The sequence below is a fragment of the Dyadobacter bucti genome (assembly GCF_005869225.1).
GTDB classification, from domain to species: domain Bacteria; phylum Bacteroidota; class Bacteroidia; order Cytophagales; family Spirosomataceae; genus Dyadobacter; species Dyadobacter bucti.
The window spans coordinates 325,334-341,281 of sequence record NZ_SWFP01000002.1 but is presented as its reverse complement, the minus strand read 5'-3'; the positions used below and the strand labels follow the sequence as shown (position 1 = coordinate 341,281).

General features: G+C 46.7%; 16 protein-coding genes and 1 riboswitch. Of the genes, 10 read left to right on the top strand and 6 right to left on the bottom strand.

What is annotated here, in order from left to right; genetic code table 11:
* Positions 1-30: 30 nt before the first annotated feature.
* The 3 genes from FBF61_RS06735 to cobA are packed head-to-tail and all read right to left on the bottom strand — an operon-like array spanning position 31 to position 3,537.
* The gene (locus tag FBF61_RS06735) at positions 31-1,344 is read right to left on the bottom strand and encodes a NarK family nitrate/nitrite MFS transporter (protein WP_138476441.1); all 1,314 of its coding nucleotides are present in this window, start codon (positions 1,342-1,344) and stop codon (positions 31-33) included.
* A 38-nt stretch (positions 1,345-1,382) separates the two neighbouring features.
* Positions 1,383-2,741 carry an alginate export family protein gene (locus FBF61_RS06730; RefSeq protein ID WP_138476440.1) on the bottom strand — a complete coding sequence of 453 codons (1,359 nt, stop codon included), beginning with the start codon at positions 2,739-2,741 and terminating at the stop codon, positions 1,383-1,385.
* Positions 2,742-2,778: 37 nt separating this feature from the next.
* Entirely contained in the window at positions 2,779-3,537 is a 759-nt protein-coding gene (gene cobA, locus FBF61_RS06725) for a uroporphyrinogen-III C-methyltransferase (protein ID WP_138476439.1), read from the bottom strand.
* A 276-nt stretch (positions 3,538-3,813) separates the two neighbouring features.
* Here cobA and nirB point away from each other — a divergent pair, with 276 nt between their 5' ends.
* The 7 genes from nirB to FBF61_RS06690 all read left to right on the top strand — a co-directional run bounded on the left by nirB (position 3,814) and on the right by FBF61_RS06690 (position 10,777).
* Positions 3,814-6,330 (top strand): nitrite reductase large subunit NirB, encoded by a 2,517-nt coding sequence (gene nirB, locus FBF61_RS06720; protein WP_138476438.1) that lies wholly within the window; start codon positions 3,814-3,816, stop codon positions 6,328-6,330.
* Between the two features lie 250 nt (positions 6,331-6,580).
* On the top strand, positions 6,581-6,934 hold the full coding sequence (nirD, locus tag FBF61_RS06715) for a nitrite reductase small subunit NirD (RefSeq protein WP_138476437.1): 354 nt from the start codon (positions 6,581-6,583) through the stop codon (positions 6,932-6,934).
* 4 nt (positions 6,935-6,938) lie between these two features.
* Positions 6,939-8,369, top strand: a complete 1,431-nt coding sequence (locus FBF61_RS06710) for an ATP-binding protein (protein WP_138476436.1) — start codon at positions 6,939-6,941, stop codon at positions 8,367-8,369.
* 33 nt (positions 8,370-8,402) lie between these two features.
* Complete coding sequence (locus FBF61_RS06705) at positions 8,403-9,074, top strand: response regulator transcription factor (protein ID WP_138476435.1); 672 nt, start codon at positions 8,403-8,405, stop codon at positions 9,072-9,074.
* Positions 9,075-9,161: 87 nt separating this feature from the next.
* Entirely contained in the window at positions 9,162-10,085 is a 924-nt protein-coding gene (locus FBF61_RS06700) for a ThuA domain-containing protein (RefSeq protein WP_138476434.1), read from the top strand.
* A 60-nt stretch (positions 10,086-10,145) separates the two neighbouring features.
* A complete protein-coding gene (locus FBF61_RS06695; protein WP_166444442.1) occupies positions 10,146-10,382 on the top strand; it encodes a type II toxin-antitoxin system Phd/YefM family antitoxin in 237 nt (78 codons plus the stop codon).
* The gene (locus FBF61_RS06690) at positions 10,379-10,777 is read left to right on the top strand and encodes a type II toxin-antitoxin system VapC family toxin (RefSeq protein ID WP_138476433.1); all 399 of its coding nucleotides are present in this window, start codon (positions 10,379-10,381) and stop codon (positions 10,775-10,777) included. Before FBF61_RS06695 ends, FBF61_RS06690 begins: the two co-directional genes overlap by 4 nt.
* Positions 10,778-10,863: 86 nt before the next feature.
* Here the strand turns inward: FBF61_RS06690 and FBF61_RS06685 are convergent, their stop codons facing one another.
* Positions 10,864-11,259, bottom strand: a complete 396-nt coding sequence (locus tag FBF61_RS06685; RefSeq protein ID WP_138476432.1) for a VOC family protein — start codon at positions 11,257-11,259, stop codon at positions 10,864-10,866.
* 307 nt (positions 11,260-11,566) lie between these two features.
* A riboswitch (SAM riboswitch) is annotated at positions 11,567-11,660 on the top strand.
* Positions 11,661-11,689: 29 nt separating this feature from the next.
* Here FBF61_RS06685 and FBF61_RS06680 point away from each other — a divergent pair.
* From FBF61_RS06680 to FBF61_RS06670, 3 genes are read left to right on the top strand one after another with little or no spacing between them, the layout of a single operon-like run.
* Entirely contained in the window at positions 11,690-12,946 is a 1,257-nt protein-coding gene (locus FBF61_RS06680) for a peroxiredoxin family protein (RefSeq protein ID WP_138476431.1), read from the top strand.
* Positions 12,947-12,988: 42 nt separating this feature from the next.
* Complete coding sequence (locus FBF61_RS06675; RefSeq protein WP_138476430.1) at positions 12,989-14,158, top strand: cysteine desulfurase family protein; 1,170 nt, start codon at positions 12,989-12,991, stop codon at positions 14,156-14,158.
* Between the two features lie 31 nt (positions 14,159-14,189).
* Positions 14,190-14,447, top strand: a complete 258-nt coding sequence (locus FBF61_RS06670; RefSeq protein WP_138476429.1) for a hypothetical protein — start codon at positions 14,190-14,192, stop codon at positions 14,445-14,447.
* A gap of 22 nt (positions 14,448-14,469) precedes the next feature.
* On the opposite strand, the gene FBF61_RS06665 is transcribed toward FBF61_RS06670, so the two are convergent.
* On the bottom strand, positions 14,470-15,420 hold the full coding sequence (locus FBF61_RS06665; RefSeq protein WP_138476428.1) for an EamA family transporter: 951 nt from the start codon (positions 15,418-15,420) through the stop codon (positions 14,470-14,472).
* Positions 15,421-15,425: 5 nt separating this feature from the next.
* Entirely contained in the window at positions 15,426-15,905 is a 480-nt protein-coding gene (locus FBF61_RS06660; RefSeq protein WP_138476427.1) for an Lrp/AsnC family transcriptional regulator, read from the bottom strand.
* Positions 15,906-15,948 lie beyond the last annotated feature (43 nt).

Here is a 15,948-nt window from a genome sequence, read left to right as displayed (position 1 = left end):
CCGCCTGTTTGTTATCGCGCGATATTCTGCTTAAGATGCCTTGGCGGTTTCGAAGGTCTTGGCTTCCGTTATTATGTTTTTTGTTTTTTCGAAATTGATCAGGGCAACAACTGCCGCAATGCACGCGATGGCTACACCGATATACATAAAGGCCTGCGAATAGCTGATGGAGCTTGATTTGAACAGAAAACCCGCGAGCACAGCTCCGACATTTCCACCTGCGCCAACAATTCCGCTTACCGATCCGATGGCTTTCTGGTTGATGAAAGGAACGATGGCATATGTAACGCCATTAGCCATTTTAAGGAACATCGCAAAACCCAGCATGGTAACAACCGCGATTGCGATGCTACCGCTCTGTGCGAACAATGCGATCCCGATTCCTTCCAATGCAAGCAGCAAAGCCAGTAAACGGCCTTTTCCAAGCATTCCGTATTTCTTGCCCACTTTATCCGCCAGTATCCCGCCCATAGCTCTTGCGAAGATGTTCATAAAGCCAAAAGTTCCTGCCAGGATTCCGGCAGTAGCCAGGCTGGTATCGAAATTTTCAAAAAAGTAGAGGGCTGCTACGTTATCAAAGGTGATTTCTATACCAAAACAGGCCCCGTAGGCCAGGAAAAGTGCCCAGGTGCGCGGATCCTTCATTGCGACGGCCAGTGAGCCTTTTGTTTTTGCAGCCTTTGGATTCGTTATCGCAAGTTCCTCGAAATTACCAGCCGGGGTGTCTTTTGTGAAACGATAATAGATGAAGGAAAACACGAGTAGCAGCACACCTGGAATCACCATCGCAATTCTCCACGCCGATTCCGGCAGGTAACCCAGACCGATGAAACCTGAGAAGATCAATGGCATGACCATGTTTGTAATCCCGCCGCCGAGATTGCCCCAGCCGCCTGCCACTGCATTGGCCGTACCAACTATTTTCTTGTCGAACATCACCGAAGTATGGTATTGTGTGATCACAAATGATGCACCTATTACACCGATTGCCAGCCTGAATAGCAGAAATCCTTCATAAGAATGCACCAGGCCGACAGTCATAACAGGAATGGAACACAATCCAAGCAATGCGGAGTATGTTTTGCGGGGCCCCCAGGAGTCGCATAACTTCCCGATCAGAATACGGGCTACTACCGTGGCAGCCACAGAGGCAATGATGATATTGCCGATTTGTTCTTTGCTAAGCCCAAGGTCCGTCTTGATCACCGTCATGAGTGGCGCCAGTCCGAACCATCCGAAAAAGCATAGGAAAAATGCCATCCAGGTCAGGTGAAAAGTGCGCATCTGGACGCCCTTAAAACTGAAAATATTTAGCTTTTCGAGCGGCTTGTTGGTCGTTTCCATAGTGACAAAAAGTTATAAGAGTGATGGAAAATGAAAGTTTATTTTAGAAAATCAGGTTTGATGCTGATCATGAGATAGGCCCAGTTGGCCATTTTCTGCGGATCTTTTACGGCCTTTACCCGAGCCAGGCTGCTGGTGGTAAGGAATGTACAGTAGCCACCCTGGATGCTGATCGTTTTGGTCAGATTGTAGGTTGCAATGATGTCCAGCTCATTTCCGAGATCATTTGATAGTTTTTTGTCCTGCGTATCACGGATATCGGTGGCGCTGGAAAAATGATGCACGTCCGCCTGGATCGACATCTTTTCGGTAGCTTTGATCAAGCTGCTGACATAGAAATCGGCAAGCCCGCCTTTGCCGAAACCGTTAGCAGCGTAGAAGTAGTCCATTTGTCCCCAAAACTTATGCGGCGTTCCATACAATGGATCAAAACTCCTGTTTTTCAGCGCTCCGGCGGTTGTTCCCGAAGTATAGTCCATACCCGGACCAATGCTCAGATGACGGTTCATGGCGTACATTCCTTTTGCAGAATACATATAAGAACTAATGCTGAGGCCGTCTTTGTCTTTGCCGGTCTGGTAGTATGCGCTGGCCGCAAGGTTCCATCGCTTACCGAGATTTGTCTGGAGATACGGCCCGAGGGTTATCCTTTTCCAGGTTCCTTTTTCCATCGTTTTTGTCCCGGTTTCCGAAAGTGAATATTTCTGAAAATCATCATTCAGCGCCAGAAACGAGACCGTTCCCTGTTTTAGTTTTTTGCCGACATACAGGAAGACCATCGATTTGTACATAGTTCCAATTCCATTTGTTCCAGCCGGATATCCGTTGGGTACCCCATCATATAAGGTGCCTGTTTTGAGCTCACGATTCTGGTTATACGCAAAGCTTGCATGAGCCGTAAATCCTTTGTTACTGTATTTGACCAGCGCCGCATCATGCCTGCGGGCCTGTTGCAGCCAATCGAGGTTTCCCAGCAGGCGGCTGTCATCATAAAGCAGTTCCTGACGGCCGATCTTGAGCGAAAGTTCTTTTCCCGTTTTGGTTTGGCCCGTATCCAGCAGGCTGATTTCCCCCCAGGCTTCATGTAACATCAATCCGTTTAGTGCTGAATTTGAAATCCGGTTGTTGGTGGATGCGTCCTGCCCCCAGACCCTTACATCTTGGGCGGAAACGAAAAACTGGGTCCTGTAACCCTTGTAACCCACATTGAGCCTGGTCCGTTGAGAAGTGAAAAACGCTGGTTTTTCACTCCTGGACAATGGAGATCCCTGCCCGTGCAAAAGCTCGGTACGTGTGCGCAGCTGTCCGGTGATGCTGAGTTGGGCAAAAGTATCACAAGGCAAAAAGACGGCACACCCGATGAAGCCTATCCAGAAAAAGTAGAGATGTTTCTTCATTTTTATACTGTTTAGAATGATGGAAACGAATTTGAGGTCATAATGCTTCCTGCATACTTTGCAGGTATTCCAATGCATAGTGCGGGTGAAGGGCCACCACTTCTCCGATAATAATGATAGCCGGAGTGGCCAGGTTGTTTTCTTTTGCCAGCCTTGGTATTTCCCATACCTGACCCATCACACGCTTTTCGTCGGGCCGGGTTCCATTCTGTATCACGGCCATAGGAAGATGCCCGCGGCCGAAATATTTGTAAAGTCTGCAGATTTCGTCCAGCTTGCTCATGCCCATTAATACGATGACGGTTGCCTTCGACTGGACCGCCAGCTGCATATCTTCTGATAGTTCTCCATTCTGTGTTGTGCCGGTGATCACCCAGAAGCTTTCACTGACCCCGCGGCGCGTTACCGGTATTTCCATGGCAGCAGGTACAGAGATGCAACTGGAAACGCCGGGAATTACCGAGCAGGTAACCCCGTGCTCTCTGGCATATTCCATCTCTTCATGCCCTCTTCCGAATACAAACGGATCCCCGCCTTTCAGCCTGACCACATGTCCGCGCTTCCGTGCCAGGCGAACGATCAGGCCGTTGATTTCCTGCTGTGAAAATGACGGGTTGCCTGCTTTTTTGCCTACATACATTTTAAGTGCCTGTTCGGGAGCAAAGTCCAGAAACTCCGCATTTGCCAGCTCGTCATATAAAACGACATCGGCATTTTGGAGTGCTTTCATTCCTTTAAGCGTGATCAGTTCGCCGTCCCCTGGGCCAGCTCCTACGAGTGTAAGTTTCGCTTCCATCTTTAAATAGATCTTTAATAGATATTGGAAAAATTCTATACATAGTAAAATGTAACTATATTGAATTATTGGTTCAAAATTAGGGTCAATATTTTATAAAACAAGCTATTTGCCAATAATTATGTTTAAAAAGTATCTTTATTGCGAATATAAAATTAGGAAATTGGAAAAACGCGATTTAATTTTGGTTTGTAAAAATTGAATGAAAAGGCCTTTATAATAAGAATAATACAATAAAATAATATTGTTTTCACAATTTAATAGTTAATAATAACTATGGATACTATTTTAAACACACATATTGTTGTCGTTGGCAATGGTATGGTAGGCTACAAATTCTGTGAAAAGTTGTTGGCTAAAAGAAAAAGTGAAGGTGAATTTGTCATCACGGTTTTCGGTGAAGAGCCGCGATCTGCTTATGACAGAGTTCATTTGAGCGAGTATTTTGCCGGAAAGTCGGCGGATGATCTGTCCCTGGCACCGTTGGAATGGTATGCGGAAAATGGAATCAGGCTATTTCTTTCCGACCCTGTTGTTGATATCGACAGGGACGAAAAACTGGTAAGATCTCACCATGGACATGTAGTTCATTATGACTATCTGGTGCTGGCAACCGGTTCCGGAGCGTTTGTTCCGTCGGTACCTGGTGTTGAAAAGGACGGGGTGTTCGTGTACAGGACTATCGAAGATCTGGAACTGATCTTGTCTTATGCGCGCAAAGCAAAAAGGGGAGCGGTTCTTGGAGGCGGGCTTCTGGGCCTGGAAGCGGCCAAGGCACTGCTGGATCTTGGGCTGGAAGAGGCACATGTAGTGGAATTTGCACCGAGACTGATGCCAAGGCAGATTGATGAACCGGGGTCCCGTATGCTGCAAAGCCAGCTCGAAGCGCTGGGCCTTAAAATACATCTTTCCAAAAGCACTCAGGAAATAATAGGGGAAGACTGTATCAAGGGTTTGCAGTTTGCTGACAATACATTTCTGGATGTAGACATGCTGGTGATCTCTGCGGGGATCAGGCCCCGCGATGAACTGGCAAAAATCGCTGGTCTGGAAACACATCCGCGTGGAGGTATTGTGGTAGATAATCAACTGAGGACTTCCGACCCGTCGATTTTTGCGATCGGTGAATGTGCGCTGGCGCATCATATGATATATGGGCTGATCGCTCCCGGATATGAAATGGCCGATGTGGTGGTGACTATGCTTACGGGCGGAGAAAAAGAATTTCATCCGTTCGACATGTCTACGAAATTAAAGCTGATCGGAACGGATGTAGCGAGTTTTGGGGATGCTTTTATTGAGGAACCTGCTTGTAAAACGATCAGATATGAGAACAAAGCCAAGGGAGTCTACAAGCGGATCAATGTTTCGCCGGATGGGAAAACGCTGTTGGGTGGTATACTGGTGGGGGATGCAGATCAGTACAATATGCTGCTGCAAACGTGCAAGAGCAAAACTATCCTGCCTCCTGATTCCGAAGATCTGATATTAGGGTCAAGGGGTGGAGAGGATTCCGGCGCAGGTGTAATGAGTTTTCCCGATGACGCGCTGATCTGTTCTTGCGAGGCCGTGACGAAAGGAATGATCTGTCATGAGGTAAGTGACAAAGGGTGCCATACGATGGATGCCGTAAAAAAATCCTGCAAAGCGGGTAGCGGATGTGGGGGCTGTGTACCGATGGTAAAGGATATTATTGCGGGTGTCATGAAGCAAAATGGTGTTTATGTCCGGAACGTGGTTTGTGAGCATTTTGACCATTCACGCCAGGAACTGCTTGATCTTGTTAAAATGAATGGTCTAAAAACGTACGGTTCCGTACTAGATCATTTTGGGAAGGGCGATGGCTGTGAAGTTTGCAAGCCGTTGGTAGCATCTGTTCTGGCCAGTCTCTGGAATGAGAATATTCTCGCCAAAGACCGCGCAACGATCCAGGATTCGAATGACCGCTACCTCGCGAATATCCAGAAAGGCGGTACCTACTCTGTAGTGCCAAGAATCCCGGGAGGAGAAATAACGCCCGAAAAACTGATTGTAATTGGTCAGGTGGCGCAGAAATACGGACTATACACCAAAATTACAGGCGGACAACGGATCGATATGTTCGGAGCGCATCTCAACGATCTGCCCCAGATTTGGGAAGAACTGATCCATGCGGGCTTTGAAAGCGGTCATGCCTACGGGAAATCGCTGCGGACCGTGAAAAGCTGTGTGGGTTCTACCTGGTGCAGGTTCGGGGTGCAGGATTCTGTAACCTTTGCGATTGAGGTGGAGGACCGGTACAAGGGGCTGCGCTCACCGCATAAGCTGAAATCTGCGGTTTCAGGCTGTGTGCGTGAATGTGCCGAAGCACAAAGTAAGGATTTCGGGATCATCGCTACGGAAAAGGGATGGAATTTATATGTGTGCGGGAATGGAGGTTCCAAACCCCAGCATGCCCAATTGCTCGCTACGGATGTCGATAAAGAGACCTGCATCAGGCTGATCGACAGGTTTTTAATGTTCTATATCAGAACGGCTGATCCCCTGACCCGGACAGCAACCTGGCTTAATAAGATGGAAGGTGGCATGTCGTATCTGAAAGCGGTGGTGGTAGATGATGTGCTGGGGATTGCAGAAGAGCTGGAAAGGGATATCCAGGACCTGATCGACGTGTATCAGTGTGAGTGGAAGGAAGTGGTGGAGAGCCCTGAGCTGAGAAAACGCTTCTCGCACTTTGTAAATGTTCCTATGAAAGACCCTTCGGTAGCCTTTGAGACCATGCGTGATCAGAAGAGGGTGAAGGAGTGGGCGTGATTGAATGAATGAATGATTGAATGATTGAATGATTGAATGATTGAATGATTGAATGAGCCGCCGTGGAACGGGGAATGAGTCGCCGTGCAACGGGGAATGACAGAATGATTGAATGACTAACGATTGAATGAGTGAAAATAATAGAGCGTAGCGAATTTCAAGAAGGGCCTGAAAGGCTCCCATATCTCAACCGTCGGCAGAGCCGTCGAATCTCACCCGTCGGCAGAGCCGGCGGCTTAACCCCATAACAATGGAACCAACAACCAACCAAAAAGACAGAATAACCTGGCACATGGCTTGCCATGTAGACGATATCCCGACAGATGGCGGCGGATGCGCGCTGATCGAGGGTAAGCAGATCGCAATATTCAACTTCGCCCGCAGAGGTGAGTGGTATGCAACGGACAATCAATGCCCGCACCGGCAGCAGATGGCGGTGTCGCGCGGTATGATCGGCAGTCAGGATGGAGAGGCAAAAGTGGCCTGCCCGTTTCACAAAAAAACATTTTCACTGCAAAGCGGGCAGTGTTTAAACGATGATGCATATAAAATCAATACCTTTCCGGTCATGGTAAAAGAGAATATGGTTTACATCGGATTATGACTGAATGGAAAGACTTGACAAACGTGTAGCAGCCAGCCTGACCCGGTTTTATGTGGTGGCACTGTGTGTGGTTGCATTGCTGACGGTCAGCGGACTGTTTTTGATCCGGAGGACAATCAGCAGCCTTAATCACGACGGACGGATTGTGAACGTGGCTGGCAGGCAGCGTATGTTGAGTCAGCGGCTGACAAAGCTCGCGATACTTAAGATTGAAGGGATTAGCCATCGGGACGATGCTGATTTCGGCTCATTACTGGAAACCTGGAAAATAAGTCATGAACAGCTGGCGGGTAAACGGCTGCCTATTGAGAAGGGAATTGTAACCTGGAAGAGTCAGGTGCTGGATGAGATGTTCACGGACTTAGAACCGGTTTTTAAAGAGATTTATACCAATTTGCTGGCCATAAGCGATGCGGACATTTCATTGCCCGAAAAAAGGAAGGCACTTTCATTGATCCTGAAAAATGAGCCTTTGTTCCTCTCGAAAATGAACGCTATTGTTTTTCAGTTTGACAGGGAAAATTTTCAAAGGCTGGAAAACCTTGAAAGAATTGAATGGATCCTGGATATCATGACGATCCTGGTGCTTCTGGCAGAAGGTTTACTGATTTTCAGGCCGGTGGTAAATACGACCAGAAGGGTAGTAGCGATGCTGACCGAGTCGGAAACTGCTTTACAGGCCACGAACCAGAAACTGAAAGATTCCAACATAAGGCTACAGGAAACCCAGGATGAACTGCTGCGGGTGGAAGAGGAGAAATACGAGTTGCAGCTCGCTGAGGACCGGGTCCGGGCGGGCGCGTTAATCGAAGGCCAGGAGGAAGAAAGAAAGCGTTTTGCATTGGAACTGCATGATGGTATCGGGCAAATGCTGACCGGTTTGAAGCTGCATGCCGAAAGTCTGAAAGAGGTTCAGTTTCTCGATGAGAAACACCGGAAAAGGTTTGATCAGCTGGTGGCGCTCATTCAGGACACGATACAGACGACGAGGCAGGTATCCTTCAATCTCATGCCATCGGTTCTGAGCGATTTCGGATTGAGTGCGGCACTCCGGCTGCTTTGTGAGCAGACAGCGTACTCTTCGGGAATAAAAGTTGTATTTGAAGGCGATGGTAACCGGCGGATCAGTATGAGCGGGCCTATGGAAACCGGATTGTACCGCATTGCGCAGGAAGCGCTGAACAATGCCGTAAAACATGCAAATGCAGATAAGATCAAGATTAAATTGGAACAAAATAAGAATCACATTACTTTGGAAATCGAAGATGATGGAAAAGGTTTTTTAATTCGTAATTTGAAATCAGAAGACGGCGCTTTTTTAACCCGGAACGGTATGGAGAATATCCGTACAAGGACGCAGCTGCTGAATGGTGAAATGGAGATTGTTTCACAAGTTGACAGTGGTACTAGGCTCGTCGTTAAAGTTGATTTGTAAAGTATACAAGGTTCCGCAGTTTAATCCTGAGCAATGCCCATACGTATTTTAGTAGTTGATGACCATTCGGTGGTAAGGCAGGGAATTATTACTTTGCTGGAAGATGAGGAGGATATTTTCATTGCCGGAGAAGCCTCAGACGGGGATGAAGTACTGCAAAAAGTAGAGGAAGTCAATCCCGACGTAGTGCTCCTGGATCTGACCATGCCACGGATGTCGGGCCTGGATGCTATGAAAGAACTTATTCCGGTTCATCCTGACGTTCGTATTCTTGTATTCAGCATGCACAACAACCCCGACTACATTATATCAGCCTTGCAAAATGGTGCCGCCGGGTACTTACAAAAAGACACGAGCCGGGATGAAATATTGCGGGCGGTAAGGAGTGTGGTTAAAGGTGAATTGTACTTCCCGCCCGATGCTTCATCGGTCATTATCCGTAATCTGATGAAACAACTGGCTCGTCTGCCGGAGACCATGCCGAAAAATCAGGAAACGCAGGAAAAATCGATTTGGAATATCATTACGGCACGTGAACAGCAGATCCTGAAATGCCTGACCGAAGGCATGAGCAGCAAGGATATCGCCGAGCGTTTTGACATCAGCTCCAACACCGTCGCCAACCAGCGCGCCAGCATTATGCGTAAAGCCAACGTGAAAAACACCGCAGAACTCATTAGTCTTGCCCTCAAAGTAAATCCCTGATAGCGTTTTCATGGCTTGATTTTTATGCAGAAGAGAAAACCTTCCTCTCTTTGAAACATGAAAATTGGGAATTTAAATGAAAGGGTTATGAAAAATGCAATATGGAAGGTGGTTTTGCTGGGTTTTATTCTTCATAATATTTCATACAGTCAGCAGGTAAAAACCAAAAGTGAAGGTGCTACCGGGCAACTGTCGGGTCAGAAAAAAATCGTTTTTATCGCGGGCCCCGATAGCCATGGAAAAGGGGAACATGAGCACAACGGAGGGAGCTCGATGTTGGCAAAAATGCTGAATGAAAATCTGCCGGGCTCTCATTCCATAGTGGTCCATAGCGGCTGGCCAAAAGACACTAGTGTCCTGCAAGGTGCTGATGCCGTTGTTATTTACGCTGACGGCGGCGGCGATCATATCGTGATCCCGCATTTGTACGAACTCAGCAGGCTGGTTAAGAAAGGAGCCGGAGTTGCATTTCTGCATTTTGCCGTTGAAGTCCCCGTGGGTGAAGTGAGCAAGTATTTTTTGCACTGGGTCGGGGGCTATTTCGAGATCAACTGGTCCGTCAACCCGCTTTGGCAAGCCAACTTCAAACAGCTTCCTGATCATCCCATAGCCCGGGGAGTGAAACCGTTCACCATCAAAGACGAATGGTACTATCATCTCCGGTTTTCAGAACATTCGGAAAATATCACTCCGATCCTCACTGCCCTGCCCCCGGCAGAAACTCTGAACAGGCCCGATGGTACACATTCCAATAATGAGGCGGTAAGAAAGGCCGTTCTTGAAAATAAAGAACCGCAGACCCTAGCCTGGGCATATACCCGACGAGATGGCGGGAGAGGTTTCGGCTTCACCGGAGGCCATATTCATAACAACTGGAAAAACGATGATTTCAGGAAACTGGTATTGAATGCAGTTGCCTGGATCGCCAGAATAGAAGTCCCTGAAAACGGGGTACCTTCGGCAACTCCGACACAAGCTGAACTTGACAGCCTGACCAAGCAGGTCAATTAATTTACCAACTTGACAACTTGACAAATAAAAATTAACTTTGGTGAAAAGACATCAAAGCATATGAGAACCATGACCGTGGGAGAATTCAAATCCCGTTTTTCCGAAGTACTGAAGGACGTTGAGAAAGGTGAGCGGATCGGTATAACCTTTGGCAGAAAAAAAGATGTCAAGGCGATGCTTGTGCCTGCGGAAGAGACAAAAAAGGAGCCGAGGAAGCTGGGAATATTGGAGGGAAGAGGGACGGTAGTATTCAGAAAAGACTTTAAAATGACAGATGAAGAATTGATAAAACTATGAAATATTTATTGGACACACACGCTATAATCTGGGCTCTGACCGAGCCACAGAAACTCTCCCACACAGCGCAAGAGCTACTGGCAGATCCTTATCAGGACATAGTAGTCAGTGCGGTCAGTTTTTGGGAAATAGCTTTGAAATTTTCCCTCGGAAAACTTGATCTGGCAGGCTATATGCCGGAAGAATTTGTCAGCGCTAGTACAGCCACCGGATTTTTTTTCCTGGATTTGTCAGCGGAGTTCAGTAGTTCCTATCACCAGCTCGCTGCCTCCCACCACAAGGACCCTTTCGACCGGATGCTGATCTGGCAAGCCATTACTTACAAGTACACGCTCATCAGCGATGACGAGCATGTGAAAAAATATCAGTCCGAAGGATTGAAGGTGATCTGGTAGCACATGCGTATAGATCAAATAGTTATCCTTCGGACCCTCAGTATTTTAGCGACATGTCGGCGTTTCGGAATCATATGTCGTTGTAATTATTTTAAATTCAATTGCCAGGAAATACCAAATGAGTCTGTGAGCCAGGCAAATTTCGAGCTGAAACCATAGTTGTTCAACGGCATCAGTATAGTACCATGAGCTGTGAGCTCTGAGAAAAGCGAATTGATTTCTTCTTCTGTCTCGCAGTCTACAAATAGCGACATGGACGGATTGAATGTGAAATCCTGTGGAAAGTTGCTGTCTATCGCCATAAAATGCTGCCCGCCAAGAGAAAAGGTTGCGTGCTGCACGGTGCCCTCAACACCCATTTCGTCGGAAGAATAATACCTTATATCAATAATTTCGGAGTTTTTAAAGAGCGAAACGTAGAAGTTGATGGCTTCTTCTGCCTGACCGTCAAACAGGAAGAAAGTTTTGATTTTATTAATCATAATCTTAAAGGGTATATAGGTTAATATATTGTAATAAAAGGAATTTTCAGCATTATTTTTCAATTGCTTTTTTGTAATCCTTTTAAAAAATTCTCCGGTTGGAGAAAACCAGAGAATATAGCCTCCCTGCCCCGGCAGAGGCTCTTTTAGTATCATCCGCCGGGCTTGAAATACTATCTTTTTCTTCAATCGGCTCCATCGCGCCAGTGGGGTATTTGGTTGTAGGATGCCCGATTCTTTCAAAGAATTAAAGCCAATCATTTGGAGTTCTCGGATTATAAAATAATCTTTGTCTATCGAATTAGTAGATTTATAAAGAACGAAGGGAGAGATTAGGCTCTGTGATCTTCTGGCAACCTGTAACATGGCAAGGTGCCCCGGCCTAATTCTAATGATAAATCTTGTTAAATTTTAATCAGTGAAGTTAAAAATGAAATTGAAAACCGCAGGCCTGGGAATGCTTTTGTTGACCGGCCTTACCACCTTGTTGAACGTCCACGCGCAAACTAACGCAATCAAAAATGGGATATGGCGTGGCGTATTTACCGCCGGGGATATTGAAGTACCTTTTAATTTTGAGGTCAGGGGTGGCGAAAGCGAATCGCCGGTTTTTACCGCTCTTAACGGCGACCGAAGAGATGATTTCAATGTCCGGCGTATTTCTAAGGACTCCATACAGGTAAACCTGAATACATTTGAAACTGCATGGTTTGGTAAAATTCATGCTGATGGTACAATTACCGGTGTTCAGAAAAGTCTGGTCACGGGCACCAAAGGCAGGGTTTTTCCTTTTTCCGCCGTGCCAGGGAAAGCATACCGTTTTACAGAGCCTGGAAAGGAGCTCTCACCCAAAGCGGACCTGTCGGGAAAGTGGCTGATCAAAATCGTGGGCGCGGATAAGGCAGAGGCCGACCGGGTTGCAGTTTTTGAGCAAAAAGGCAACAAAATCAACGGGATTATTCTTTCGGTTACCGGTGATAGCCGTGAGCTGGAAGGAAATGTCCAGGGCGATGAGTTTTTTCTTTCCGGATTCACGGGTTCGAGTCCTGCTTTTGTAAGGGGCAAAATCAATGGGGATCAATCCATCGCCGGTTCAATTGGAGCAAATGCTGCACCGATCCGGTTTGAAGGGACCAAAAACGATAAAGCCGCACTTCCCGACGCATACGCTCTTACTTTTCTAAAACCCGGTTACGATAAGTTTGACTTTACATTTCCTGACATAAATGGAAAGCAGGTTTCGCTGAGCGACGACAAGTATAAGGGCAAGGTCGTCATCATTGAGATCATGGGAACCTGGTGCCCCAATTGTATCGATCAGATAACTTTTCTGGCCCCATGGTTCAAGGAAAATAAAAGCAAAGGTGTGGAGGCGATCGGGCTCGCGTTTGAAGCAAAAGACGACCTGGCATTTGCAAAAAGCACTTTGACCAAGCTGAAAAACCGCTACGATATACAGTATGACTTGCTGTTTGCGGGAAAAGTAGGAGGGGACGCCATCGCAGAGAAGCTTCCTGCCATCGATAAATTCCTGGCGTATCCGACAACGATTATTGTAGGCCGTGATGGCAAAGTCAAAGAAATCCACACTGGTTTTTCCGGAAAAGGTACGGGTGCGTTTTATGACGAATATGTAAAGAAATGGAATGAAGATCTGGCAAAATTAATCGCTGAGCCGCTGCCATAAGAGGGCGGAATGCAGCAATCAACAACACTAACACTTTTGAATATGGAGATTTATTGTGATAACGCAGCAACAACAGCAATTGACCCGGAAGTAGCACAGGCTATGCTGCCTTTTTTGACAACCCATTATGGCAACCCTTCTTCAGGTCACCAGGCAGGAAGAAAAGTGAAACTGGCGATCGATCAGGCGCGGGCTACCGTTGCCGGCATCATAGGCGCTTCGCCGGATGAGATCTTTTTTACGTCGGGAGCTACGGAAGCCAATAACCTGGCATTGTCGGGAACGATCATGACTTATGAAATCAGCCACGTTATCACCAGTAAAATTGAACATAAAGCTGTTTTGCAGACTTTGGCCAAGCATGAAAAAGAGGGTGATATCGAGATCAGTTTTGTGAAACTGGACGAGCGGGGGAACATCGATCTGTATCATCTGGAAAACCTTCTGCGGGCCAATCCGCGCACTTTGATCAGCCTGATGCATGGCAACAATGAGATCGGTAATATCACTGATATTCATGCGATCAGCAAGCTTTCTCAACGTTATGATGCCATTTTTCATACAGATACGACGCAGACGATCGGCAAGCTGCGTTTTGATTTGAAGGAAATGAACATCGATTTTCTGGTTGGCTCGGCACATAAGTTTCATGGTCCGAAAGGTGTTGGTTTTATTTACATTAATAAAAACCAGCGTATTAAAGCACAAATACTGGGCGGAGGGCAGGAGAGAGGGCAGAGAGGCGGGACTGAAAATGTGATCGGGATTGCCGGTCTGGCGAAAGCATTGGAAATCGCCAACAGGGACCTGGCAGCAAATCACAACAAAATCTCAAAACTGAAACAGTATTTTATTTCAAAAGTGAGCATCGCGGGTATTCCTGACATTTGTTACAACGGTGAGAGCAAGTCCGTGGAAAACAGCATTGCCGGCATTCTGAATGTTTCTTTTCCCTGCTTATCTCAGGGGAGCATTGTGAAAAAGCTGGATCAGCAGGGGATATTCGTGTCGGGCGGCAGTGCGTGTTCAAACCTCACAACCGCCGGTTCTCACGTACTTAACGCGATCCCCTGCGAGAAGGACAAAGAGAACGTCCGGTTCTCTTTCAGCAAATTCAACACTTTTGAAGAAGTAGACCACATGATCCGCTCGATATCGCGTATTTATCACGCTGAGCCAAGTGCGCTATTGCATGCGGCAGCCAGTAAATGAATATTAATTAGCCATTTAAATGAATTAAAAAATGAGTAAAACTTTTTTGCTTAGGATTATTTACCGCAATGGTACAAGCTTGCACAACATTACCTCGGCAGTGGAATCGGTAAAAGGAGTGCGCATACAGCGTTTGAATTTCATTCATAAAGGGAAGGATTTTGTCGGGACCATCGCCGTGGAGGCAGCAAATCTGATCGATTTTGACCGGGTGGTCACGCTCGTCAGGCTGGACAAGAGTATCTCTAAAGTAGAAGGTTTTTCGGAAGGGACGTTCTGTTATGGGTAAAATACCCTCCCGAAAACTGGTATCAGCAGGCCTGTGAAACGGGCCTGGACACCTTGCGGTACTTGTGCAGATTGATCAGTAAAACACTTCCTAAAATAACAATCAATCCAATAATCTGGATTTGGGAAATGGATTCTTTCGCAAAGAATATTCCCAATAACACCGCCACCACAGGATTCACATAAGCATAAGTACTTACTTTCGTTGCAGGCTGTACTTTCAGGAGCCATACATAGGCACTGAACCCAATGATAGAACCAAAGATTACCAGATAGCCGGTCGCAAGCCAGGTATTCATAGGTACTGCCTGAAAATCGATATTTTGCAATTCTCCTGAAATCAACGCACCCGGAATAAATGCGATACCTGCTGCCAGCATCTGCCAGGTTGAGTTGACGGTGGCCGAGCTGCTGCCCGTTTTGTATTTGGAGTATAAAGAACCCCCTGACCAGGCAATTGAGCCAAGGATGACAAGCAGCATCGCAAACAGGTCACGTGAACTGTTCAGCGACGAAAATGAATTCATAATCCGCTCGCTAAAAAGCAATACTACACCGGCAAAACCGATTATTAACCCTGCAATAGTGGATTTATTGCTGAAATTTTCCTGCCATTTTGATTTGTCAAGCGCCACAAACCAAAGGGGCGAAGACGATAGCATGATGGCTACCATGGCACTCGGCAAAAACTGTTCGACCCAGATCACCACGCCGTTTCCTATGAAGAGCAAAAGCAGCCCGGTAACAACAGCCGGTTTCATATTTTGCCATGAAAAAAGCTTCTCGCCCTGCAGTACACTCCAAGTCATCATTAACAGGCCGGCGGCGATAAACCGGATTGCACCCAGCGTAAACGGCGGCAGGCCGGCCAGTGCCCGTTGGATAAAGAAGTAGGTTGAGCCCCAAACAATATAAACAGTGGCAAAAGCCAGTACGACCATGGCGGTCGATGGAGTTTTACTTTGTGTCTGCATGGCCGTTATTTTTCTGGTATTACTAGTTGTTGTTCTTCTTTCACCGTTTCCAATACAATAGTAGTGCGGGTAGAAAGTATATTGGGGATATGACTGAACGTATTGCGCATCAGGTTCATAAGAGACGAAGAGTCGGCAGTGCGGACCTTGACCAGATAACAATCGTCTCCGGCAATGTGGTGCACTTCCTGCACTTCCGGGATTTTGGCAAGTTCCTTTGCTGTATTGTTGCTGCCCATTCCCTCCGATGACTTCATGAAAATAAATGCCAGTAGCTTTTGCTGCACCGCCGCAGGGCTAATCCGTGCTGTATACTGAAGGATTACCTCTTTTTGTTCGAGTTTTTTTACGCGCTCCAACACAGCCGACGGGGCCATTTCCAGTTCCCGGGCAAGATCGGCATTGGTCATTCGCGCATTTTGCTGCATAAACCTGAGTATGCTGAGATCTATTTTGTCGAGTGTAATGTCATTTCCGCTTATCATTCTGTGAAATTAACATAATTCAGAATTATATTCAAAAGTATGT